Here is a 23,565-nt window from a genome sequence, read left to right as displayed (position 1 = left end):
TTTTGCTCTTTCAGAGAAGGGTCAGTACACCGGGTGGTTTGAGGAAGAAGACGCGCACGCCAAGCGGCTTCAGATGGACATTCAATTTGGCTGCATTTTCGGTCGCAAAAAGGAAGTTGATCGATTTGATCTCGGCGCCGCTCGCTGTTTTCGCGCCGATTTGTGCAAGATAATCCGCAACTTGCGACGCTGGCACTTTGTCGAGCAACTGATGTTTGAATTCCCACAGCTCGCCCAAGGCCGCAACGAAACGATCAGCGGTCCGTTTGGCGCCATTGAGCGTCGTAAACGTCACCCGTTCGAATGCCTTGCCTGAAAATTCTGCCACATGCAAACGGACGAATCCTTCGAACATCGGGCCCTTGAGCGCTGCGCCTTGAGCGGCATCCTCCGCGACCATGACCTTCATTATCCTGTTGAATTCATCCAGATGCGGGCCCGTCTTCGCCGGCGTGACCTGCGTGAGATAGCGTGTAAACGTGCTGTAGGCGGTCTTGGGATTGCGTAAGTCGGCTGGTGTGAGGAAATCCGCGAGTTTCGCGAAATCCTGGTCGGTGAGCCCCGCTTCCTGGATTACTTTCATCAAGGCAGGATACTCCGCGAGGTATTGCCGTATTTTCGTGACATTCATGTTCTTGGGCAGGGCCGCTACGACATCCGCCGCGCTGGTGAGTTTTTTCCCGCCCGTGACCGCCAGTTCGGTCAGGTATTTCTGAATCGCGACAATGTCCACCTTGCAGGGCGAAGCGCAACCGAGCAACCTGATCTTCACCGCGTCGCTCAAGTCCGCGAATCGTTCCTGGATCAGGGTCGGCAACTTCTTCAGCCGTTCGATTGCCTCGGCGGACAGGTCACCGATAATTCGTGCGGGAACCCTGAGGACCTTGACGACCCAGTCGCGCGCAGCGTGAACCAGCTTGGCGCCGACCTTGAGCGCTTCCAGTTCCTTGACGCCTTTGGCGGCTGTTTTCACCCCTTCCATGAACTTCGCGATTTTCGGGAATTTCGCGATGATTTCTGCGAATTTCCCGATCTTTCCCGCCGCCTTGACGGCAGTAAGAATCCCGTCGGAAAAGATGAGCATCGCGATTTCTGCAATGGCATAGCCGACGATCCATCCTCGGAAGTGCCAGCGAGCGAGCAGCCCCGGCGCATTCCATTTCTTGTCGAGCCAGTCGAGTCCGGCTTGGGCCAATTCGCTGACCTTGATGTTTTTCAGTTCGGAAAAAAGTCCTTCCGTGTCCGTGAGTAGATTTCCCGTGAATAAGCTCTTCAGCATCTTCCACACGATGTCGACCAAGTCCACCAGGCCGACCAGCGTGTCCCATACGGATTCGAGGGCGCCATGCAACAAACCGGCAACGAAGGCAATCCCGCCTGCAATGAACTCGCCAATCGCGTACAAGGTATCGGCGATCCTGGTGTAAGCGTCGTAGCTGATGGAGCCGGAGGAAATTTGTCCTTTGAGTCCAATCGCGAATGCTAGGCTCGGGATCCAGATCTGGGAGCCGGCATGGGTTTGTGTCGCGTCCCATGCGTCGTCCTTGTTGGGCTTGAAGATACCAAGACGCCCATGCCGTTCGTTGGCATACACAAGCACGTTGACAAAAAATCGTTCATCCTGGCCCCAGCCAGTCGAGCTTGTCTTATAAAACTTTTTCACCAGGTCAAGCGCTGATTCCCCGGCCTGGATGCGATAGAGACGCGACCCGGCATCCGGCAGGTCGGTCGACACATTCGCTTTGGCGACGAAACCGTAGCGTCCATCCTCGAGGACCACCTGGTACCAGCCTGCACCCTGATCGCGGTTGACGAACAGGCGTGTGTTCAGCGGCAGCTTGGCAATGGGCGTACTTCCGGGCTGTGCCGTTGGTCTCAGGTTCGTGCCGTCTTCAACAGCAACAATCCCGAGTTTCTGGACTTCGGTTCCTTCTTCCCAATCTGAAAATTGCTGACTGCCTGATACCGCGGTTCTTGGCTCGGGCAATGGCGGCGGCCTTGTATTGTTCGGAGGTGTCACGCCCGCAGCCGGGGCAGGGGAAGGGGCGAAATTCGTATCACGTGCGACGATGCGTGGATTGCCGGAACCAGTTTGCTGCACTACATGCGTGAGCTCGTGCGCAATCAGCCGGCGTCCTTCCGACGTTCCTGGAGCGAGCTGACCCGCGTTGAACACCATGTGGTTGCCGACCACATAGGCCCGCGCGCCAACCTCGCTCGCCGACTGGGTTGCCGATTGGCCGGCGTGAACGCGTACGCGCGAGAAATCGTGTGCGAAACGCTGTTCCATGCTTGTCCGTGTAGCGCTATCGAGCGGAACTCCCGGGGTCGCAAGCGTTTGTTCCACCGAAGGTGGCGCCGCATGGGCCCGAGGCTGGGCTGACGCGCCGATCCGGCGGATTGACAAGGCCGAGGGGCGCACGGGCGATACAGAGGATTCGCTCATGACGTCATCGGCGACGCGATCGGCCTCGCGTTCCAGCGGATCGTCGTCCGCCCCGACGGTCAGTACGCGCTGCAGGCCATGCAGTTTGCCCGAGCACTGTTTGCACGGCGCGCCTCCAGGGGTTCTGGCACCACAGCTGCAGTGGCGCTGCAGGTATCCGCTGGCAGCCGTTTGGGCGGAGTCGGATGCATGCGGGCGCGCTAGCGGGCGTGTGCTCATGCCGGTGTTTCGCGTTGAGGGAATGGGGACCGCTTGCCGCCAGCCGCCGTACTGGCCAGAGGGCCCCGCAGCGCGCCGGCAAACTGCCCGCTCCAGCTGGCTGGCCTGTGATCGAACCTGAACGCGTCGCCGTGCAGGATACCGATCCTGCCGTCCTGTTGCAGCAGTGGCAGGCCGGGTTGCTGCAGCGCCTGCGCCAACCCTTCGGCCAGCGCGGCTTCGAGCACGCGAAGTTCGAGCCCGAGACTGGCGTCGACCACCAGCCGCTCGATGTGCACGTGAAGGGTCATGGCCGCACCCCCGCGCCCTCGATCCAGCGAAAATCGGCCTCATTGACGGGCCGGTCGAACTTGCGGAATTCGACCCGGCTTGCGTCGAGCAGCAGGCGCATGGTGACCGGCGTGCCTGCGTGCGCCGCCATGAATGCCGCTGCCAGCGCGGTGCTGTGGATATTGCCGCCGGTGAGCTGCAGGCGTGCCAGCCGTTCGTGGTCGAGCGCCTCGACCGGGGTGGCCGGCGGGAACGCCCGCTCCCAGATCCGGCGCCGTTCGGCCGGGCCGGGATACGGGAAGTTGACAATAAAGCGCAGGCGCCGCAGGAAGGCCGGGTCGAGCGCGCTTTTCATGTTGGTCGACAGGATGGCCAGGCCGCCGAACGCTTCCATCCGCTGCAGCAGGTAGTCGGTCTCGATGTTGGCGTAGCGGTCATGCGCGTCCTTGACCTCGCTGCGCTTGCCGAACAGCGCATCGGCTTCGTCGAACAAAAGGATGGCGCCGCCCTGTTCGGCCGCGTCGAATACCGCGCGCAGGTTCTTCTCGGTTTCGCCGATATACTTGCTGACAACGGCCGACAGGTCGATCCGGTACAGGTCGAGTTGCAAATCGTTGGCCAGCACCTCGGCGGCCATGGTCTTGCCGGTGCCGCTGGCGCCGGCGAACAGCGCGCTCACGCCAAGGCCGCGGTTCATGCGCGCGCGAAAGCCCCACTCATCGTAGACCTGTGCGCGCGACTTTACCTGGGCGACGACCTGGCGCAGCAGCGCGGTCTCGGTGGCGGGGAGCACCAGCTGGTCCCAGGTGGCGCGTGCATCGATCCGGTCGGCGAGGCGGGCCAGGGTCGGCCGGGTCTGTTCGCGGCAGGCGTTCCACAGGCGCTGTTGAAGCTCGGCGCCGTCGGCCTGTGCAGGGGCCGCGGCGGCGATCGCGGCCAGGGCGGTGCGGCTCAGGTCGAACTGGGCCGACAGCAGGGCGGGCAACCCCGGCGCCCGCGCGGCCACCGCGCTGGCCCACGCGCCATGCTGTTCGCCCGGCGTCGGCCGGGCCACGTCGATCACGGCACCGGTCGCCACCGGCAATTGCGCGCCGTCGCGGGTATCGACGATCACCACGCCGCCGCTACGGGCGACGAACGTGGCCAGGCGCGGCGCCGCGGAGTCGGCGCCGGCCGGCGCCATCTGATGGGCGTCGAGGTACAGCGCCAGCGGTAGCAGCAGGGTTTCGCGCTGCCACAGGCGCGCCAGCGTGGCCAGCTCGGCAGCGTCTGCGGGAAGCGCCTGTAGCGGCAGGCGATACAGCCGCAGGCCCAGCTCGGCCGCGGCCGTGGCGGCCACTTCGTGCTTGCTGTCGGGGTCTGGCCCCCGCAGCACCAGCACTGTCCGGGCGTCCGGTTCGCCACCGTACGCAACGGCCGCAGCCAGCAGGGCCTGCGCGGCCGCTTGCTGGGACGGCGGCAGCGATGCGGATGGCGGCGCCGCCATCGGCTGCATCAGCGGCGCCAGCCGGTCGTCGAGGTAATTCAGCCCTTTGACGTAGTTGACGATGCGCTCGTCGGCACGCAAGGCGCTGGCGGTCAGCGCGCGCGCACCGGGCTGGCTGATCTCGACCAGACGCCAGAAACGTAGCGGCCGTTCCGGCGACAGCGCTTCCCAGGCCGGCTCGTCGAACAGGTTCATGGCCAGCGCGAAGGTCGGGAAATCGCGCGCCAGCTGCCCTTGGGCGGTGGCGCAACGGGTGGCGATGCTGGTGTCGAGTTCCAGCGCCACGCACAGCAGCAGGACGTCGCGCTCGAAGTTGGACAAGCCGAGCCGGCGCGCCAGCTGCAGCAGCGCCGGCGCCGGCTCGCCTTCGCTGGCGGCGGCAAGCCGCTGCGCGATGTCATCGGCCGGCGTATCGATGGCCGGAGCAGCCGCCGCGAGCATGGGCAGCGCCGCTGCGCCGACCACCGGCAGGCGGAAGAAACGGCCGGGCCGTGCGGGCGGCTGTTGCTCGGGTGCGGGGGGCGCCGCGGGCGAAGGCGGCTGGCTCGCCGCTTCGCGCGCCTGCGCCGCGCGAGCGGCGCTGTCGAATCGGTAGCGCAGCGCGGCCAGCGCCGCGCCCAGGTAGGCGTCGTTGCGCGCGAGCCAGTCGTCGGCAGCGTCGGTGTCGGCCGTAATGGCGCTCATGTGATGGTCACCCGCTGCGCGTCGTCGAACATGAATGTGCCGCTTGCCGGATCGAGTGTCACCGGCAGGCTTTCGGCGCCGTCGACCTGCAGCCGCACCAGCTGACCCGCCAGCGCCGGACAATCCTCGACCTCGAAATGGACGGTGGCGGTCAGCGCCGCGTGCGGTTTGGCCGCGACCGCGCGGTCGGCGAGCAGCAGGGTCGCGACCTGGCCCGGAAGCAGCATCGGACTGCAGGCGATGGCCAGCGAGGCCGATCCGGCGACGCGCGCGACCGGGTTGGGCGTGATGCCGGTGATGCGAGGCGCCAGCAGCAGCGGCCACAGCGGCGATCGAACCATAGTGTCGCCGCGCCTCACGGTTGCCGCGACGCCGTACAGGCCTGCGGCCCAGGCGGTCTGCGCGGCGGCGTCGGCGGGCAGCGTCAGGCGCAGTTGGCCAGCGTCGCGGTCTGCCGCCGCGATATCGATGTCCAGCGGCGCCAGCAACGGGTGGCTGAAGCGCAGCGCGACCGCGTTGCCGCCCAGGTTGGCGCCATCGATGATCAGGCGCGCCCCAAGTTGTGCGGCGCGCATGGGAGGCAGGCGAGGCTGGGATACAGCGGACGCGGGAAATCCGACCCACGCCGCATCCAGGCTGGGAAATGAACCGACTCGGGCATCGACGCCCTGGTCGTCCGGACCCCTGCGCAGCACCGGCAGCGCCGGCGTGCCGCCGTCCAGTGCGTCGAGCAGGACCACGCTGGCGGTGTAGATCACCGACAGCGCGTGCGGCGTGTTGATCAGCACCGACCACATCTTCGATTGTTCGTCGAGGCTGAGCGTCACCGGGGTGAACTTGACGCGCTCGAACGCGCCGCCGAGGTCTGAGCCGGCCAGCGCGGGGTGCGCCGAGACGGCGTCGGCGATGTCGGCCGCGCCCAATACCGGCCTGGCGTGCAGGTCGCGCGCGACGGCGCCCAGCATCCGGTCCGGTTCGAGTTGCTGGTCGTCACCGTAGAAGGCAAGCAGGTAGTGCAGCTCCAGCGCGGAACGCGGCCGGCCGGCCAGCATGCCGTCGGCACCGCGCGTGGGCAGGTCGCCGTTGCGCAAGGCCGCGTGCGGCGAGATCTGGTACAGGTAGACGCAAAGGCTCGGATCGTTGGCCCCGGCCGCAGGCCCCGCCGGCCGCCCGAAGCGCAGTTGCACACCCGGCACCGCCTGCTGCGCCGACGCCAGCGCGAGCTGGCCGAGTGCGGCGCTGACAGTGGCGATGGCCAGGTGATTGCTCATCGGGGGCCCTTTGCCTGATCGCGCCGCTGCAGGTAGTCGCCCAGGCTGAGCGGGGGGCGGGCGGGTGCCGCGCGCGCAGGGGCTGCTGCTGCGGCGGGAGCGGCGGCGCGCAGCTCGACCCGGCCGATCGTCACGTGGACCGTCGGCGTGGCTTGCGCCGCTACCGGCACGGCGCCTGGCGGCGCGGCGCGCTGCGGCGGCTCGGCCAGCGCCCCGAACCGCGGCGCACGCTGGCCTTGCGGCGAGGCCGGTACCGAAGGCGGCACCGGCTGGCGGGCGCTGGTCTGCAGGAACGGGGCGCCGTGCGCGGCCGGGACGCCCGGGGCCGGTTCCGCGCTGCCCGGCCGCGCACGGGCCAGTTCCACCTGGCCGCCGTCGGCGCGGGGCGCGGGGTGGGCGGCCGATGCAAGCGGCCGCGGCGCCGGATTGGCCTTTGCGGCGGGCGCGCTCTCGGCGGCCAGGGCGCCGGGGGACGCAGTGGTGGAGAGCGGGGGCCGGGGGGCAGGGCTGCCGATGGTTGGCATGCCGGAAGCGACGGCGATAGCGACGGCGCCGGCTTCGGCGTCTGGCACCGCCATCGCCCCGGCCAGTGGCGCCGGCCGGTCGGGCTGCGCAGGCCTGGCGCGGGCGTGCGGCGACAAGGCTGGCGCGGGGGCTGGCGCTGGCGCAGATGCCGGCGCAGATGCCGGCGCAGTTGCGTGTTCAGTTGCATGTTCAGGCACCGGTTGCCGGTGGCTTGCAGCGCCGGCCGGGGCGCCGGCGCCGTGCGGTGCGGCGTGGACGACTGCGATCGCCTCATCTGCGTCGGCAGCGAAACCGGCGGCTGCGCGCGTTTCCTCGAAGCGTCCCGCCAGGCGCGGCGCCAGCGCGGGTGTCCCCCCCAGCGAACGCTGCACGATGTGGGCCAGGAAGCGTTCCATCATGGGGCGCCGGCCAGGTCGAGATAGGCCGCGCGGCGCGCGCCGGACATGGCGAGGATGCTGTCCTCGCTCCAACCATAGCGGCTGGCCAGTACGTGCACCTTGCGCAGCATGCTGCCGGCCCAGTGATCGAGCTCGCACCACAAGTGCGCGACGATGTCGAACAGTGCCGTGCTGCGGTGGCCGCAGGCGGGACAGGCCAGCGCGAGCAGCACCTCGGCCTGGGGATCGGCGCGGCTCATCGCCAGGATCGCCGCTTCCGCGATGCCGGCGCCGAACGGTCCGGGCTTGTCCGCATCATCGAGGCGGCAGCGCTGCAGCAGCGCCTGTTCGGCAGCAGCCGCATCGCGCACGCCCTCGATTGCCAGCAAGTCGGCGCTGTCAGGCAGCCGGAAGCGCGCTTCGCCGATGTGGCACTGGTGCTGTGGCGCGGCGTGGGTGGCGCGGATATCGGTCGTTTGAAAAGCGATCTCGGACTGCTCGCCGCAGCGCGGGCAGGACGTCAGGCACTCGATGTGCGATCCGAACAGTGCCTCGCGCAGGTTCAGCAGCCAGGCGTCGCGATGGCCGATGCTCGCGCCGAGCAGCGCCTCTACAGGCAGCAGCGGCAGCGCCGCGCCCATCAGCAGGACGCCGCGCCGCGTTGGCGAGGCGTGCGCGCCGGTTTCCCACACCCTCAGCAGCTCGCGTGCGTCCGTGATCATCGCCCCCCCCGATTCAGTTCGGTTCCGTGAACGAGACTTCGGCAGGCTCGACGACCTCCGGATCGCGCTCCCAGCCCTCGTTTTCCAGCTTGATCAGCTGGATCAGTACCGCGTTGGCGTTGGCGTCGAGGTCGGCCATGGCCTGGAATTCCGACACCCATGCGCGGTACACCCTGTAGGCGATGACGAGCTGCCCGGACTCGTTATAGAGTTCGATGATCAGGTCCTTGCGGAAGTCCTTCAGCGACACTTCGGCGCCCAGTCCCGATCCGAAATTCCATACCTTGTTGGCCCACTGTTCGAACTCTTTGTCGTGGGTGACGCCGCGTTCGAGCGTGATGGCATCGTACTCGGTGCGCCCCGGCGATTTGCGGCTGCTGCTCGGGTCGCCGCCTTCGCGGTGCTTGACCACATCGGTGGTGCGTTTCAGCAGGCCGATCTTGCTGACCCCGGCGACGTACTTGCCGTCCCACTTGACGCGGAATTTAAAGTTTTTGTACGGGTCGAAACGCGACGCGTTCACGCTGAACTGGGCCAAGGCGGTCTCCTTCAGGTCTCGATTTGCCCGGCAATCTGCTGGAGGCGGATCACCACGAATTCAGCCGGCTTGAGCGGAGCAAAGCCGACGGCGATGTTGACGATCCCGGCATTGACGTCGGCCTGGTTCGTCGTCTCTTTGTCGCATTTCACGAAGTAGGCGTCGCGCGGCGTAACGCCCTGGAACGCGCCCTGGCGGAACAGGCCATTCAAGAACGCGCCGACGTTGAGCCGGATCTGCGCCCACAGCGGCTCGTCGTTCGGCTCGAACACCACCCATTGCGTGCCGCGGTACAGGCTCTCTTCGATGAACAGGGCGGTGCGCCGCACCGGCAGGTATTTCCATTCGTCGGTCAGCTGGTCGGCGCCGCGCAAGGTGCGTGCGCCCCACACCACGCGCCCGGCGACGGGGTAGGCCCGCAGGCAGTTGATCCCGAGGGGATTGAGCTCGCCATTCTCGGCGTCGGTCAGGGGCACCGACAGTTGCGGCACGCCGGTCAGCGTGGCATCGAGTCCGGCCGCCGCCTTCCAGACGCCGCGCTGGGTGTCGGTGCGCGCGATCACGCCGGCCACCGCGCCGCACGGGGCGAAGGTGTCGATCTGGTTCTCGCGCAGCAGGTTGGGCTGCCTCAGGCGCGGGAAATACAACGCCGCATTGCGGCTGCGCGATTCGGGGAAATCGACGATCCCCGCCTTGGCGACGTCCTTGGTCGTCCAACCGGGCGGCGCGTCGATCAGATGGATCGCGCGCCGCTTCTCGCAGTAGGCAGTGGCGGCGCTGACGACGATCGGGTCGGCATCAAAATCGCCCCCCAGTGCCGGGTCGACATAGGGTGGAATGCACAGCAGGTTGAACAGGTCGGCCTTATCCAGCGCATACAGGCCGTGCTTGCCGGCTTCGCCGCCTGGCGGGAGGAAGTCGGCCGCTTTCAGGTAACCACCGTCGGAGACTGCGTCTTCGGCTGCTTTCAGTGCGCCGGCCAGCGCGGTTTGCGCCGCAGTCAGTGTGGCCTGCGCTTCCGTGACGCCGGTGCCGGCGATTTGTGCGTCGGTCAGCGCTTTTTTCTTGTACGCGTGGTTGGTTTCGGCGATGGAAACCGCATCCATGCGAGAAGCATCGCCTTCCCCCTGGGCTGTCGCAAATGCTGCCCGCGCGGCTGTGATTGCCGCTTCGTCAGGCGGGTTTTTCGCCAGTTCGTCGGCGAGTGCCTTCTGCTTCCCGGCCAGGGTCTCGAGCTTCGCAATCCATGGTCCGGTGCCGTCACCGGTGGGGACAGGTGTGCGTACCAGCGCCGATGACGCGAGCACGCGGTCGATGCGGCGCGCGCTCTCCGTGGTGGTGAGGTTGGAAAAACGTTCCGACAGGCCTCCGGGTCTTGCGTCGCGCACGGACAGATTGAACAATGCGTCCTTGCTGACTCCGAGCGCGAGCGCGGTCTCCGCGGATATGCCCTCGGTGTCGATGCTGGCGCGCAAGCTAGCGCCCCATTTTCCCGGGCTCGCTGCGAGGAGGGGCAGGCCGCCAACCGACAGCGCAGCCGTGGCAAGCGCCGGCATCGCCTCGCCGGCTGCCGCAAGCAGCTCGGCCTTTTTCGCGCCAGCAACTGCGGCCGCCATGGTCATCGCGTCCAGCACTTTTTTCACGGCGGATTTTTCCGGCTCGGCCGCGTACGTGTCGGCTTTCGTCTTCGCATCGGCAACGATTGCAGCGTTGTCGGCGCCGGCGCTGGCTTGCGCCGCCTTGCGCACGGCGTAGGCGGCGTCGAGCGCCTTTAGCTGGTCAGCGTCGCTGAGCGTGGACCCGGCGTGGAACAGGCGCACGATGATTGCCTGGCCGCCGCCGTTGGCGAAGAAGTCGCGCACCGCGAAACCGGCCTGGCTTTTCAGCCACAGGCCACCGAAGATCCGTTCAAAATCGCCGAAGCCGTTGATGGTCACCGGCTGGTCCACCGGCCCGCTCACCGTACGGCCGACGAAAGCGGCGATGGAGGTCGGCACAGCGATAATGCTGCGCACCCCGCTTGGTACTTCCTCGATGTAGACGCCGGGATAGCTCAATACACTGGGCATTCAATCCTCCGTCACTGGTGTTCGTCGCGGCGCTGTGCGAGCCTGACATTGACCACGGTCCCCTTGCCGTGCGAGGCCAAAGGCGCATGGCGTCCATGCCACATTGTTGGCCTGTTCGCTCCCGTAACATTAATGCAAGCCTCGTGCCAAGGACCGGACGAAGGATAGGTGGCTGATCTGGCAGGTTTTCTGGAAGGGCGCCTGGCGCTGGCGTGGATATTCGTGTCCACCGCGTGGTCGATGGGCGTGTGAAGACCCTGCATCGCAAGGGGCAAACGGGTAGGTGGACATTTTTGTCCGGCCCGGTGCGTCGAAATGTCCACCTGTATGCGTCCGCCAGGCCCGGTCGGTGCATCGGCAGGGGCGTGATAGGGAGGGCAGGGTCCGGCGGACCTGGCCCTGGGGCTGCTGCGTGAGGTTCAGGTGCGGGCGCTGGCGCGAGGCGGCTCGATGCCGTGCTTGCGCATCAGCGCGAAAAATGCGCGGCGGTGCTTGCCGGACTCGCGCGCCGCAGTGGTGATGTTTCCGTCGCAGCGCGCCAGCGCTTCGCGGATATAGTCGCGCTCGAAGTCTCGCACCAAGCGGGCCTTGGCCCCGCTGAAGCTCGCTTCGCCGGCGCTCTCGGCTGCGCCACCGCCGAGCTGGAAGTCGCTCTGGTCGAGCATTGCGCCAGGCGACAGCAGTACCGCGCGGTGGATCGTGTGCTGCAGTTCGCGCACGTTGCCGGGCCAGTCGTGCCTGGACAGGATGCGCATGGCCTGCGGCGCCATGACCGACATTGGTTTGCGCAGTTGACGCGCATACTGGCGCATGAAGTGGGACGCCAGCGGCGGAATATCTTCGCGGCGCTCGCGTAGGGGAGGCAGGGTGAAGGACAATTCGGTCAGCCGGTAATACAGGTCCTTGCGGAACGAGCCCCGCCCGGCCTCGCCTTCCAGATCGCGATTGCTGGCGGCAACTACCCGGATGTCGGCATGCCGCAAGCTGTTGGAGCCGACGGGCCGGAACTCGCGTTCTTGCAGGAGGCGAAGCAGCTTGGACTGGGCGGCGAGCGACAGGCAGTCAACGTCGTCGAGGAACAGCGTGCCGCCATCGGCTTCTTCTACCAGTCCGGCACGTGCCGACGTGGCGCCGGTATAGGCGCCGCGCACATGCCCGAACAGTTCGGCCTCCATCAGGTCGACGGGAATCGCGCCGCAGTTGATCGGGACCCAAGGTTTGCCGGCACGATCGGAAAGCCGGTGCACGGCCTGCGCGAACACCTCCTTGCCGGTTCCCGTCTCGCCGAAGATCATGATGCCCGCGTCGCTGGTGGACAGCCTGGGAAGGCGCATCAACAGGCGCCTGATCGGCTCGCTGTGGCCTATCACGTGTGCCAGGCGCGGATCGACGGCGCCGCCACCCGCCGCCTGGTGCGCCGGGGCCATGCTGGCGGCGCGGTGAATCCGCGCCAGCATTTCGATGTCGGAGGCAGGCAGATAGAGCAGGTCGGCGGCCCCTGCGGCCAACAGCGTCTCAAGCTCTGCATGGGCATCCTCGGCGCCAGCGGCCAGCACGATGCAGCCCGGGGCCGTCAGGCAGGTGCGCCGGCACGCTTCACGCGCCTCGGCGACACGGTCCCCTTCGACCAGCAGGACGACGAGATTGGGCAACGCGGCAGCGAGCTCGGTGGTGGCGATGACGCCGCACTCGTAGCCGGGACCCAGCAGCTTCTCGAGACGATCACGAAGCGTCCAGGCCGGGGCTTGCCGGGACGGGTCGGCGATAAGGTCAATGCGCACGAAAGCTCCTTGGCGATGCAGCCCAGTCGAAGCGGCGACTGTCAATACAGTTCACGCGACTATTCTACCTTAGCGAATATCACCGGATAACCAATTCCGGTCTCCGTGACCATAGGTTGGTTTTGAAACAACGCTTTTGTAATTGAGTCGTTCAGAAACGGGAAAGTAGCAAACCCAGCGGTATCAGCTTTGGCGTGAACGGAGGCAAAAACCAGTCATTCTCGATGCTTCGGTTTGTCAGCGCTTCGCAAAGCGCTGACCTTGTCGACGCGTGGGCTGACGGCGCTGCGCTGCGACCGTGCCAATTTCACGGCGCCGCCGCCCGGGCTTGCGCGATCCAGCCATCGAACTCTTTCTGGTGGAACTTGATCCAGCCCGACACATGGCGCGCGATATCGGCCTGTGCGTTTTCGCCGCTGCGCATGCGCGCGTTTTGCGCGTCGATGTCGGCGATCGGCAGGCGCATCACCTGGAACAGCTTGACGGCTGCCGGGTTGGCTTCTGCCCAGGCGCGGTTCACGACAAAGCGCGTCGTGTTGATGGCAAACCCGTAGTCGCTGCCATCGGCCAGGCGGGTATCGGGCTTGCCCGGATACATTGTCGCCGGGGCCTGCAGCCACACGACATCCTTGCCGGGCACCAGCACGCCATTGACCCAGTAAGGCGTCCATGCGTAATACAGGATCGGAGCACCCCGCTTGAAGCGGCCGATCGTATCGGCGATCAATGCGGAATAGTTACCCTGTACATGCGTGACCGTGGCGCGCAGCTGGAAGCCGTCCATATGCTGTTCGATCATCGCTTCGCAGCCCCAGCCCGGATTGCAACCGGCCAAGTCCGCCTTGCCATCGCCGTCGTTGTCAAACAGTTTGGCCAGGCGCGGCTCGCGCAGCTGGGCAATATTGGTGATACCGTACGTGTCGGCGGTGGCCTTGTCGATCAGGAAGCCCTGGGCTGCCGGCCCTGCATACTGCCCCGTGCGCAACAGCTTGGCGTCGCCGCCAGCGTTGTCATAAAAATCCTTGTGCAAAGGGTCCCAGTGCACCGCCAGGAACGTGGCATCGCCATTGGCGATGGCAATGTGGGCCGTCGGGTAGTCCACTTCCTTGATGGGTTGCGGCGCGTAGCCCAGCGCTGCCAGGGCCCGATCGGCCAGCATGGTCTGGAACGTCTCTTCTGCTACCGAGCTCTGCAGCGCCTGCACCTTGATGCCCTTGCCGGGCAGGGTTGGTGCCGGCGTTTGCGCCATGGCCAGGTGGGTGGTCAAGGCCAGTGCGCCAAGCGCGGCAGTGGCGCTCCAGCGAAACAGGCGTTGCGACTGAAGCTTGATCTTGAGTTGTTTGATGCGATGCATTCCGAGTCCTTTCTATGCGTGGGGCGTGGCGGCGGATGCGGGAGCAGCGGGAGCAGCGGGCGCGCCGTGCGCCGGCTTGCCACGCGTCAGGCGCAGGACCAGCCCGGCCGGGCCGGTCTGGTACCAGTGCCGTACGCCGCGGCGTGGCTGTCCCATCGCCTGCGTCAGGCGGTCCAGCGTGATGGCCAGCAGCACGATGCCCAGGCCGCCCACGGTGGCCAGGCCCATGTCCAGGCGGCCAATGCCGCGCAAGACCATCTGGCCCAGGCCACCGACGGCGATCATCGAGGCGATCACCACCATCGACAGCGACAGCATCAGCGACTGGTTGATGCCGGCCATGATCGACGGCATGGCCAGCGGAAACTGGACGCGGGTCAGCAACTGCCACGGCGAGGCGCCATAGGCGCGCGCCGCTTCGATCAGGTCGGGCCGCACCTGGCGAATGCCGAGATTGGTCAGGCGCACCAGCGGCGGCAGCGCGAAGATGATGGTCACGATCACGCCCGGCGCATTACCGATACCGAACAGCATCACCACTGGCACCAGGTAGACAAACGCCGGCGTGGTCTGCATGGCGTCGAGCAGCGGCCGCAGGATGTCTTGCGCGCGGTCGCTGCTGGCCAGGAAAATCCCCAATGGCAGGCCGATCGCCATGCAGAAAGCAAGTGAAGTCAGCACCAGCGACAGGGTGATCATGGCGTCGGACCAGATGCCCAGCATCGACACGATCAGCAGCGCTACCACGGTGCCGATGGCCAGCGTACGGGTGGTAAATTGCCAGGCCAGCAGGCCGATGATGGCGATCACCGCGAGCGCGGGTGCAGCCAGCAACAGCGCGCCAACGGCATCGAGCGTGGCGTCGATGGGGGCGCGCACGACCTGGAAGAATGGGCGGAAATGCTCGACTATCCAGCCCAGCGCGTCGTTGATCCCTGACTGCAGCGCCAGTGAGCCATCCAGCAGGTCGGACAGCCCGGCGCCGCCAGCATGGTCGGATGCGGCGGCCGGTGCGGCGTCGAGCCACGAGGTATCGCGCGGCGGCGTCGGCAGCCATGGATTATTCTGCGCAACTTGTTGGGCGACCGGTTCGGTCGCGGCAGCGGTGCCGGGATTCATGCTTGTCCTTTCAGGTTGTGGGTTGCGGCGATGGGGGGCGTGTCGCGGTCGAGGAACTTGAGCAAGGTAGTCTTGCTGATGGCGCCGCGATAACGGCCATCGGTCGTTACCACCGGCACGCCGTACGGCGCCTGCGCAACCTGGCCGAACAGGCCGGCGACCGGTTCATCGGCATCGATGGTGTGTACGTCGGGCAGGTAGGCATGCGCCAGTCCCAGCGGGCCGACGTGTCCATCGAGCGCGCTGCGCAGCGAATCGGCCGATACCACGCCCAGAAATTTCTGCTGTGGATCGACGACATAGGCATGGGCGCGATCCTGCTCTTCCAGCATCGACAGCGCTGCGCGCGAACCGCGCGCCGGCGACTCCGACACCACGATCTGGCTTTTACGGGCGATATCGCCGGCCTTGAACACGGCCGCGGCATCGACGCCGCGCACGAAGTTGCGCACGTAGTCGTTGGCCGGCTGGCGCAGGATGTCTTCCGGCGTGCCCACCTGCACCACGTGCCCGTCCTTCATGATGGCAACCCGGTCGCCGATGCGCATCGCTTCGTCGAGATCGTGCGAGATGAAGACGATGGTGCGGCGCTTGATCTGTTGCAGGCGCAGCAGTTCCGACTGCATTTCGGTGCGCATGATCGGATCGAGCGCCGAAAACGCCTCGTCCATCAGCAGGATGGCTGGATCGCAGGCCAGCGCGCGGGCCAGGCCCACGCGTTGCTGCATGCCGCCCGATAATTCGTCGGGATAGCTGGCGCCATAGCCGGCCAGGCCGACCTGCTCCAGCGCCTGCAGGGCCAGCGCATGGCGCTCGGCCTTCGGCATGCCGGCCAGCTCCATGCCGAACGCCGTGTTGTCGAGTACCGTGAGTTGCGGCAGCAGCGCGAACGACTGGAACACCATGCTGATGTCCTTGCGGCGCAGCGCGCGCAGTTCGGCGTCGGGCAGGGTGTTAATGTCATTGCCGTCGATCAGGATACGACCGGCGGTCGGCTCGATCAGGCGATTGAGCATGCGCACCATGGTCGATTTGCCCGACCCGGACAAGCCCATGATGACGAAAATTTCGCCTGCTTCAATGGTGAAACTGGCGTCGAACACGCCGATGGTGCAGGCGGTCCGGGCCAGGATGTCCTGCTTGCTGGCGCCCTGGCGGACCAGGGACAGTGCGGCTTCGGGCTGGGCGCCGAAGACTTTGAAGACCTGGTCGATGATGATTTGTTTGGCCACGTTGTGGTTCTCCTCGATCGGGCGAATAAAAAAATGACAGCGCCGCGGGCACGTGGCCCGTGGCGGAGATCGGCGACATGATTGCTATGCAGGCAGCGAACAGCAGATCCCAGGCCTGTCGATGCGGCGACAAGGCGAATGGCAAACCGGCGCTCGCAGTGTGCGTCATGCCTGCCGGGTGCTGTGTGCGTGTGATGACGCTGCGTCTGGTTCGACCGCCATGCGGCGAACCTTGCTTGATGCGGGCGGTTAGCCCAGGGTTCGGTCTCCATGCGGGGCATGGAAAACGATCGATAGCAAAGGCGCTACCGGGAGTTTTGTTGTAAAAGGGCCGCAATTATAGCAAAAATAATGCCAAAGGCCAATTGATTTATTTGGTAAAACATGGTTTGCATATGGCCATGTGGATTGGTGTCCCGCTGTTGCGGCGGCGACGACACGGCGGCCGGCCGGGATCGATCGGCTTGCTGCCTCGTTGGCACATTCGTTTTCAGCGTCTTATCCGCCAGAAAATACACGGTGAAACTCGCCGCAATTCGGTAGCACTCGCGTCATGCAGCCGATCAGCGCACTCCCGGCCCGTTGCGCAGTGCATTGGCCACGATCGCAAACGCGGGCGACGATTGCCGCCGGCTCGGATAGTACAGGTGATAGCCGGGAAAGGGCTCGCACCAGTCGACCAGCACCCGCTGCAACTGACCGCACGCCAGCTGCGCCCTGACCAGGCTCTCCAGCACGAACGCCAGGCCCATGCCCGCCACGGCCGCGTCGACCACCTGCGGAAAGCCATTGAGGGTCAGTTGCCCCTCTACCCGCACGACCAGTTCGCGCGCGCCTTTCTTGAAATCCCACGGCAGCAAGCCGCCATGCGTGGGCAGGCGCACATTGATGCAGTCGTGGTGCGTCAAATCCTGCGGCTTGTCCGGTACCGGGTGCCTGGCGAAGTACGCCGGCGCGCCGACCACGGCCATGCGCACCTCTGGTCCGATCGGCACCGCGATCATGTCTTTCTGCAGGTGTTCGCCCAGGCGCACGCCGGCGTCGTAGCGCGCTTCGACGATGTCGATCATCCGGTAGTCGGTATTGATTTCAACCTTGATGTCCGGGTAGGCCGGCAGCAGCCCGGCCAGGCGCGGCAGCAGGAGCGAACTGGCGGCATGTTCCGACGCAGTGATGCGCACGGTGCCGGCCGGCTTGTCGCGCATGTCGCTCAGCGCAGCGAGGTCTTCGGCGATGCCGTCGAGGCGCGGCCCGATCGTCGCCAGCAGGCGCTCGCCGGCGTCGGTCGGCGACACACGGCGCGTGGTACGCGTCAGCAGACGCAAGCCCAGACGCTCTTCCAGGCCCCGGATCGTCTGGCTCAGTGCCGACTGCGATACCCGTAACTGCGCCGCCGCGCGCGTGAAGCTGCCTTCGCGCGCGACCATCACGAATGCCGTCAGGTCGTTCAGGTTATCCCGCATATTCATAAGCCTGGCTAATAAGGTCTTGCCGATTATAGCGGCTAATCACCGTCAATCGTGCGCGGTACAGTGGTCGAAGTGATAGCGCAGCTTGCCTGCCAGTGAAAGGACTCGACCATGCAAACCGCAACATTGAACAACGGCCATCAAATGCCGATCCTGCACTTTGGCGTCTTCCAGATGGGCGCCGGCATCCGCCGTAGCGGCATCGAACGCGACGCGCTGTTCGTGACCAGCAAACTGTGGGTTCAGGATGCCGGTTACGAAAAAACGCGGGACGCCATCGACAAGTCGCTCGACCGCCTGCGGCTGGACTACCTCGACCTGTACCTGAGCCACCATCCGTTCGGCGACGTGCACGGCGGCTGGCGCGCCATGCAAGAGGCGCACCGCGATCCGGCGATCGTCAAGTCGATGAGCGAACGGAGGATCGACCTGTGATCACGCGACGCACAACAGCCGCGCTGGCCACCTGCGCCGCACTCGTCATGGCCGGCGTCACGAGCGCTGCCGAACCAGCGGCAGAGGTCGTCAAGGTCACCCGCGCCGGTGCGCAGCCATCCACGCCGGGGCCGGCCGCGAATTTCACGGGCCAGGTGCGCGTCGATACCGCCTTCAAGGCGCAGGCACCGGGCCGCGCCGGTGGCGGTATCGTCACCTTCGAACCCGGCGCCCGCACTGCCTGGCATTCTCATCCGCTGGGCCAGACGCTGCTCGTCACGGCCGGGGTCGGCCGGGTAGGGCAGTGGAACGCTGCATCGCAAGAGATCCGGCCGGGCGACGTGGTCTGGATTGCGGCGGGCGTCAAGCACTGGCATGGCGCCACCAGAACCAACGGCATGCGCCACGTGGCCATCGCCGAGTCACTGGACGGCAAGACGACCGACTGGATGGAACAGGTCAGCGACACGCAATACCAGTAGCAAGCGGCACTGCTCGCCAGTGCACCCAATTCCTTGCATTTCTCATCACATCAGAACGGAATCAAGATGCCGACATCGACGACCGAGCCGACTTCCGGCGCAACACGCAGGAATTTCCTGCTGGCAGCGAGCACCCTGGCGGCCGCGCCGCTGGTGGCCACCGCACAAATGCAGACCGCCGCAGCGCCGGCGGCCGGCCGCCGCAAGCTTGGCAAGCTGGAAGTGTCCGGCATCGGCCTGGGCGTGCAGAACATGAGTCGCACCTACCAGACGACCGTGCCCAGCCGCCCGGAGATGCACAACATCATCCGCGCCGCGTTCGAGCGCGGCGTGACGTTCTACGACGCCGCCGAAGCCTACGGCCCGCATGAGGTCGAGCGCATCCTCGGCGAAGGCGTTGCGCCGATGCGCAACCAGGTTGTCATCGCCTCCAAGTTCGGCTGGAACATCGATCTCGAGACCGGCAAGCGCAACCCTGGCCTGAACAGTCGGCCGGCGCACATCAAGCTGGCCGTCGAAGGGATGTTGAAACGCTTGCGCACCGACCGCATCGACTTGCTGTACCAGCACCGGGTCGATCCGCAAGTGCCGATCGAGGACGTCGCCGGCGCGGTGCAGGACCTGATGAAGGAAGGGAAGGTGCTGCACTGGGGCTTGTGCGAGATGGGTTTGAAGACCCTGCGTCGCGCCCATGCCGCGCTGCCGGTGAGCGCGGTGCAGAGCGAGTATTCGATGCTCTGGCGGGGCCCGGAAGAATCCCAGCTCGCGGCCTGCCGCGAGCTGGGCATCGGTTTCGTGCCATGGAGCCCGCTGGGCGTGGGCTTTTTCACCGGCGCGATCGACGCCAACACGCGCTTTGCCGATGGCGACATCCGCAAGATCGAATCGCGCTTCGCGCCCGAGAACCTGGCGCATAACCTGGCGCTGGTCGAACTGCTCAAGCGCTGGGCCACGCGCAAGAACGCGACACCGGCCCAGATCTCGCTGGCCTGGCTGATGGCGCAGCAGCCGTGGATTGTCCCGATCCCCGGCACGACGCAAATGGCGCACATGATCGAGAACGTCGGTGCCACCACAGTGCGCTTCTCGGGCGCCGAGCTGACCGAGCTGAACCGCGCCGTCGCTGCAATCCAGATTCGTGGCGCGCGCCTGCCGGATGCAGTGCTGGCCTTCTCGGACGTCGAAGCCCCTGTAAAACCTTAACCCGGAGAGAATCGATGGATAACACCACCAATAAAATCTCGCGCCGCGTTTTCATGGCCACCAGTGCCGGCTCGGCTGCCGTGCTGGCCGTGCCCGGCACTGCTTCGGCAGCGAACGGCGCGGCGCCGGCCGCGGTGCCCACCTCGAACGTACAGTTCGAGGTCAACGGCAAGCGCCATGCGCTCGATCTCGATACCCGCACCACCTTGCTCGACGTGCTGCGCGAACACCTGCACCTGACCGGCACCAAGAAAGGCTGCGACCAGGGCCAGTGTGGCGCCTGCACGGTGCTGGTCAATGGCGAGCGCATCAATTCGTGCCTGAGCCTGGCCGTGATGCACGACGGCGACCGCATCACGACAATCGAAGGCCTCGGCACGCCGGACAAGCTCCATCCGATGCAGGCCGCGTTCGTCAAGCACGACGGCTTCCAGTGCGGCTACTGCACGCCCGGCCAGATCTGTTCGGCCGTCGGCGTGCTGGCCGAACTCAAGGCCGGCATCCCGAGCCACGCGAGCGCCGACCTGACGGCGCGGCCGCTGTTGTCGAAAACCGAGCTGCGCGAAAGAATGAGCGGCAATCTCTGCCGTTGCGGCGCCTACCCCAACATCATCGATGCCATGAACGACGTCGCGGGAGGCAAGGCATGAAGACATTTACCTATGAGCGGGTTCGTTCCGCAGCCGAAGCGGCGCAGGCGATGCAAAAGACGCCCGGCGCACGTTTCATCGCTGGCGGCACCAACCTGCTCGACCTGATGAAGCTGCAAATTGAAACGCCCGGCCACCTCATCGATGTCAACGGCATCGGCCTGGACCAGATCGCGCCCACCGCCGACGGTGGCCTGCGCATCGGTGCGCTGGTGCGCAATACCGCGCTGGCGAGCGACGCGCGCATACGCCGCGATTACGCCGTGCTGTCGCGCGCGCTATTGTCGGGCGCATCGGGCCAGCTGCGCAACAAGGCGACTACCGCCGGCAACCTGCTGCAGCGCACGCGCTGCCCGTATTTCTATGACACGGCGCAGCAATGCAACAAGCGCCAGCCGGGCAGCGGCTGCGGCGCGCTGCAGGGTTTCAATCGGGGCCACGCAGTGATCGGCGCCAGCGACGCCTGCATCGCGACGCATCCGAGCGACATGGCCGTGGCCATGCGCGTGCTCGATGCAACGGTCGAGACGGTGCGCCCTGGCGGCGCCACGCGCACGATCCCGATCGCCCAGTTCTATCGCTTGCCGGGCGCCACGCCGCAGGTCGAGACGACGCTGGCGCCGGATGAACTGATCACGGCGGTGACGCTGCCGCGCCCGGTCGGCGGCATGCACGCGTATCACAAGGTGCGTGACCGCGCGTCGTATGCGTTTGCGCTGGTCTCGGTCGCGACGATCATCCAGCCCGACGGCACGGGCCGTGTAGCCGTGGGCGGCGTGGCGCACATGCCGTGGCGGGTCGAGGCGGCCGAAGCCGGGATGCCGCACGGCGCCGCCGCCGTGGCCGCGCGCCTGCTGCAAGGCGCGCGTACGACGGAACAGAACGCGTTCAAGCTGGCGCTGGTCGAGCGCACGCTTGCCACCGCGATGATCGATGCACACACCATGTCGAAGGCAAGCGCATCATGAAATTCACCACCCCTGCAACCCGCAACCCGATCGACCAGTTGAAGGTGGTCGGCAAGCCGACCGCCCGCATCGACGGCGCATGCAAGACCACCGGCACCGCCACCTATACCTATGAACACCACGCGGCCGCGCCGAATGCGGCGTACGGCTGCATCGTCGGCGCCGGCATCGCCAAGGGCCGCATCGAATCGATCGACCTGGCCCAGGCCAAAGCCGCGCCGGGCGTGCTGGGCATCGTCACGGCCGACAATGCCGGCAAGCTGGGCGTCGGCAAATTCTATATCGCGCGCGCGCTGGCCGGCCCCGACGTCGATCACTACCACCAGGCGGTGGCGATCGTCGTGGCCGAGACCTTCGAGCAGGCGCGTGCGGCGGCGCAACTGGTGCGCGTGCAGTACGTGCGCACGAAGGGCAGCTTCAGCCTGAAGGACGGAAAGGACAATGTGCCCGTGCCGGCGCCCGCACAGCGGGCCAGCATGGACACCTCCGCGGGCGACTTCGACGCCGCGTTCGCCGCCGCGCCGGTCAAGCTCGACCAGACTTACACGACACCCGACCATGGGCACGCGATGATGGAGCCGCATGCCACCATCGCATCCTGGAAGGGCGACCAGCTCACGCTGTGGAATGCGATCCAGCTGATTAGCTGGGGCAGGCGCGACCTGGCGCTCACGCTGGGCATCCCGCAAGAAAAAATCCGCATCGTCGCGCCGTACATCGGCGGCGGCTTCGGCGGCAAGGGCTCGGTCGCGTCCGACGCGGTGCTGGCGGCCCTGGCGGCGCGCATGATCGGCCGCCCGGTCAAGGTCGCGCTCCAGCGGCACCTGATGTTCAACAATACCTCGCACCGGCCGGCCACGATCCAGCGCGTGCGCCTGGGCGCGACCAAAGACGGCAAGCTCACCGCCATCGGCCACGAGAGCTGGTCGGGCAACCTGGGCACGCTGCCAGAGCGCGCGACGATTCCGACGCGTCTGCTGTACGCCGGCGCCAACCGGATGACGCGGCTGCGCGTGGCCCACCTCGATCTGCCCGAAGGGAACGCGATGCGCGCGCCGGGCGAGACGCCGGGCCTGATGGCGCTTGAAGTCGCGATGGACGAACTGGCCGAAAAGCTGGGGATCGATCCGGTGCGGTTGCGCATCATGAACGACACGCAGGTCGATCCCGAAGACCCGAAACGCCCGTTCTCGACCCGGCAACTGGTGCAATGCCTCGAAACAGGCGCCGCCCGCTTCGGCTGGGACAAGCGCAGCAGCAAGCCCGCCACCCGCCGCGAAGGCCACTGGCTGATCGGCATCGGCATGGCCGCCGGCATCCGCGGCGGCCGCGCGATGAAATCGGCGGCGCGCGTGCGGCTCGACGCCAAGGGTTACCTGACCGTGGAAACCGACATGACCGACATCGGCACCGGCACCTATACCATCCTGGCGCAGACGGCGGCCGAGATGCTGGGCCTGCGCCTGGAGAACGTGACGGTGCTGCTGGGCGATTCCGCGTATCCCGAGAGCGCTGGCTCGGGCGGCCAGTTCGGCGCCGCCTCGTCCACGGCCGGCGTGTACGCGGCCTGCGTCAAATTGCGCGAGATGGTGGCAAGTCGCCTGCAGATGGTGGGCACGGATCTCGAATTCGTCGGCGGGCGCGTGCGCGCCGGTGGCGCCAGCAAGCCATTGCTCGACGCCGTCTCTGGCGGCGACCTGGTGGCCGAAGACGTGATGGAGATCGGCGACCTGGGCAAGCACTACGCGCAGCAGACGTTCGCATCGCATTTCGTGGAAGTCGCCGTCCATGCCGGCACGGGCGAGATCCGCGTGCGCCGCATGCTGGCCGTGTGCGCCGCCGGCCGCATCATCAACCCGCTGGCTGCGCGCAGCCAGATCATCGGCGGCATGACCATGGGCGTGGGCGCCGCGCTGATGGAAGACCTGGTGGTCGACAAACAAGTCGGCTTTTTCGTGAACCACGACCTGGCGGGCTACGAGGTGCCGGTGCATGCCGACATCCCGGAGCAGGACGTGATCTTCCTGGACGACCTCGACCCGACCGTCGGCCCGTTGAAGGCCAAGGGTGTTGGCGAACTGGGCATCAGCGGCGCACCGGCGGCCGTGGCGAACGCGGTCTACAACGCCACCGGCATCCGCGTGCGGGAATACCCGATCACGCTCGACAAGCTGTTGGCGCAACTGCCCAGGGTGGCATGAGGAGGCTCACATGAACCAACCTGCATCGAGCCGGCGCCGCCGTATCCGGACGATTACCTGGCGA

18 protein-coding genes and 1 pseudogene are annotated in these 23,565 nt (G+C 66.5%); 6 read left to right on the top strand and 13 right to left on the bottom strand.

What is annotated here, in order from left to right:
• Window positions 1-10: 10 nt before the first annotated feature.
• From AB2N08_RS03070 to AB2N08_RS03010, 13 genes are all read right to left on the bottom strand, one after another.
• Window positions 11-2,665, bottom strand: a complete 2,655-nt coding sequence (locus tag AB2N08_RS03070) for an eCIS core domain-containing protein (RefSeq protein WP_367609136.1) — start codon at window positions 2,663-2,665, stop codon at window positions 11-13.
• Window positions 2,662-2,955, bottom strand: coding sequence for a hypothetical protein (locus tag AB2N08_RS03065; protein WP_367609135.1), 294 nt, complete (start codon window positions 2,953-2,955; stop codon window positions 2,662-2,664). Before AB2N08_RS03065 ends, AB2N08_RS03070 begins: the two co-directional genes overlap by 4 nt.
• A complete protein-coding gene (locus AB2N08_RS03060) occupies window positions 2,952-5,105 on the bottom strand; it encodes an AAA family ATPase (protein WP_367609134.1) in 2,154 nt (717 codons plus the stop codon). Before AB2N08_RS03060 ends, AB2N08_RS03065 begins: the two co-directional genes overlap by 4 nt.
• The gene (locus AB2N08_RS03055) at window positions 5,102-6,376 is read right to left on the bottom strand and encodes a DUF4255 domain-containing protein (protein ID WP_367609133.1); all 1,275 of its coding nucleotides are present in this window, start codon (window positions 6,374-6,376) and stop codon (window positions 5,102-5,104) included. The genes AB2N08_RS03060 and AB2N08_RS03055 overlap by 4 nt, the downstream gene beginning before the upstream one ends.
• Entirely contained in the window at window positions 6,373-7,299 is a 927-nt protein-coding gene (locus AB2N08_RS03050) for a hypothetical protein (protein WP_367609132.1), read from the bottom strand. Before AB2N08_RS03050 ends, AB2N08_RS03055 begins: the two co-directional genes overlap by 4 nt.
• On the bottom strand, window positions 7,296-8,000 hold the full coding sequence (locus AB2N08_RS03045) for a hypothetical protein (protein ID WP_367609131.1): 705 nt from the start codon (window positions 7,998-8,000) through the stop codon (window positions 7,296-7,298). Before AB2N08_RS03045 ends, AB2N08_RS03050 begins: the two co-directional genes overlap by 4 nt.
• Window positions 8,001-8,013: 13 nt before the next feature.
• Window positions 8,014-8,538, bottom strand: a complete 525-nt coding sequence (locus tag AB2N08_RS03040) for a phage tail protein (protein ID WP_367609130.1) — start codon at window positions 8,536-8,538, stop codon at window positions 8,014-8,016.
• 11 nt (window positions 8,539-8,549) lie between these two features.
• Complete coding sequence (locus AB2N08_RS03035; RefSeq protein ID WP_367609129.1) at window positions 8,550-10,595, bottom strand: phage tail sheath family protein; 2,046 nt, start codon at window positions 10,593-10,595, stop codon at window positions 8,550-8,552.
• Window positions 10,596-11,026: 431 nt separating this feature from the next.
• A complete protein-coding gene (locus AB2N08_RS03030; protein ID WP_367609128.1) occupies window positions 11,027-12,388 on the bottom strand; it encodes a sigma-54 interaction domain-containing protein in 1,362 nt (453 codons plus the stop codon).
• Between the two features lie 307 nt (window positions 12,389-12,695).
• Complete coding sequence (gene proX / locus AB2N08_RS03025) at window positions 12,696-13,742, bottom strand: glycine betaine/L-proline ABC transporter substrate-binding protein ProX (protein ID WP_367609127.1); 1,047 nt, start codon at window positions 13,740-13,742, stop codon at window positions 12,696-12,698.
• A 12-nt stretch (window positions 13,743-13,754) separates the two neighbouring features.
• Window positions 13,755-14,861 (bottom strand): glycine betaine/L-proline ABC transporter permease ProW, encoded by a 1,107-nt coding sequence (proW, locus tag AB2N08_RS03020; RefSeq protein ID WP_367609126.1) that lies wholly within the window; start codon window positions 14,859-14,861, stop codon window positions 13,755-13,757.
• Window positions 14,858-16,093, bottom strand: a complete 1,236-nt coding sequence (proV, locus tag AB2N08_RS03015; RefSeq protein ID WP_367609125.1) for a glycine betaine/L-proline ABC transporter ATP-binding protein ProV — start codon at window positions 16,091-16,093, stop codon at window positions 14,858-14,860. The genes proW and proV overlap by 4 nt, the downstream gene beginning before the upstream one ends.
• 563 nt (window positions 16,094-16,656) lie before the next feature.
• Window positions 16,657-17,556, bottom strand: a complete 900-nt coding sequence (locus tag AB2N08_RS03010; RefSeq protein WP_367609124.1) for a LysR family transcriptional regulator — start codon at window positions 17,554-17,556, stop codon at window positions 16,657-16,659.
• Window positions 17,557-17,673: 117 nt separating this feature from the next.
• Between AB2N08_RS03010 and AB2N08_RS03005 the strand changes: the two are divergent.
• From AB2N08_RS03005 to paoC, 6 genes and pseudogenes are all read left to right on the top strand, one after another.
• Window positions 17,674-17,949: pseudogene (locus tag AB2N08_RS03005) on the top strand (aldo/keto reductase); the annotation flags it as partial.
• Window positions 17,950-18,044: 95 nt separating this feature from the next.
• Window positions 18,045-18,479 (top strand): (R)-mandelonitrile lyase, encoded by a 435-nt coding sequence (locus AB2N08_RS03000; RefSeq protein WP_367609435.1) that lies wholly within the window; start codon window positions 18,045-18,047, stop codon window positions 18,477-18,479.
• A gap of 66 nt (window positions 18,480-18,545) precedes the next feature.
• Complete coding sequence (locus AB2N08_RS02995) at window positions 18,546-19,682, top strand: aldo/keto reductase (protein WP_367609123.1); 1,137 nt, start codon at window positions 18,546-18,548, stop codon at window positions 19,680-19,682.
• A 14-nt stretch (window positions 19,683-19,696) separates the two neighbouring features.
• Window positions 19,697-20,332: an aldehyde dehydrogenase iron-sulfur subunit PaoA gene (gene paoA / locus AB2N08_RS02990; RefSeq protein WP_367609122.1), complete on the top strand. Its 636-nt coding sequence runs from the start codon at window positions 19,697-19,699 to the stop codon at window positions 20,330-20,332.
• A complete protein-coding gene (locus AB2N08_RS02985; protein WP_367609121.1) occupies window positions 20,329-21,300 on the top strand; it encodes an FAD binding domain-containing protein in 972 nt (323 codons plus the stop codon). The genes paoA and AB2N08_RS02985 overlap by 4 nt, the downstream gene beginning before the upstream one ends.
• Window positions 21,297-23,501, top strand: a complete 2,205-nt coding sequence (gene paoC / locus AB2N08_RS02980; protein ID WP_367609120.1) for an aldehyde oxidoreductase molybdenum-binding subunit PaoC — start codon at window positions 21,297-21,299, stop codon at window positions 23,499-23,501. The genes AB2N08_RS02985 and paoC overlap by 4 nt, the downstream gene beginning before the upstream one ends.
• Window positions 23,502-23,565 lie beyond the last annotated feature (64 nt).

The sequence above is a fragment of the Massilia aurea genome, assembly GCF_040790145.1.
GTDB lineage: Bacteria > Pseudomonadota > Gammaproteobacteria > Burkholderiales > Burkholderiaceae_D > Telluria > Telluria aurea_C.
This window is presented reverse-complemented; position numbering and strand designations above follow the sequence as displayed.

Excerpts from the sequence above, each read along its gene's own strand:
- paoC (WP_367609120.1), top strand. The coding sequence starts at position 21,297 with ATGAAATTCACCACCCCTGCAACCCGCAACCCGATCGACCAGTTGAAG.
- AB2N08_RS02985 (WP_367609121.1), top strand. The coding sequence starts at position 20,329 with ATGAAGACATTTACCTATGAGCGGGTTCGTTCCGCAGCCGAAGCGGCG.
- AB2N08_RS03050 (WP_367609132.1), bottom strand. The coding sequence starts at position 7,299 with ATGATGGAACGCTTCCTGGCCCACATCGTGCAGCGTTCGCTGGGGGGG.
- paoA (WP_367609122.1), top strand. The coding sequence starts at position 19,697 with ATGGATAACACCACCAATAAAATCTCGCGCCGCGTTTTCATGGCCACC.
- AB2N08_RS03055 (WP_367609133.1), bottom strand. The coding sequence starts at position 6,376 with ATGAGCAATCACCTGGCCATCGCCACTGTCAGCGCCGCACTCGGCCAG.
- proW (WP_367609126.1), bottom strand. The coding sequence starts at position 14,861 with ATGAATCCCGGCACCGCTGCCGCGACCGAACCGGTCGCCCAACAAGTT.
- AB2N08_RS03070 (WP_367609136.1), bottom strand. The coding sequence starts at position 2,665 with ATGAGCACACGCCCGCTAGCGCGCCCGCATGCATCCGACTCCGCCCAA.
- proX (WP_367609127.1), bottom strand. The coding sequence starts at position 13,742 with ATGCATCGCATCAAACAACTCAAGATCAAGCTTCAGTCGCAACGCCTG.
- AB2N08_RS03000 (WP_367609435.1), top strand. The coding sequence starts at position 18,045 with ATGGCCGGCGTCACGAGCGCTGCCGAACCAGCGGCAGAGGTCGTCAAG.
- AB2N08_RS03045 (WP_367609131.1), bottom strand. The coding sequence starts at position 8,000 with ATGATCACGGACGCACGCGAGCTGCTGAGGGTGTGGGAAACCGGCGCG.
- AB2N08_RS03065 (WP_367609135.1), bottom strand. The coding sequence starts at position 2,955 with ATGACCCTTCACGTGCACATCGAGCGGCTGGTGGTCGACGCCAGTCTC.
- AB2N08_RS02995 (WP_367609123.1), top strand. The coding sequence starts at position 18,546 with ATGCCGACATCGACGACCGAGCCGACTTCCGGCGCAACACGCAGGAAT.
- AB2N08_RS03010 (WP_367609124.1), bottom strand. The coding sequence starts at position 17,556 with ATGCGGGATAACCTGAACGACCTGACGGCATTCGTGATGGTCGCGCGC.
- AB2N08_RS03060 (WP_367609134.1), bottom strand. The coding sequence starts at position 5,105 with ATGAGCGCCATTACGGCCGACACCGACGCTGCCGACGACTGGCTCGCG.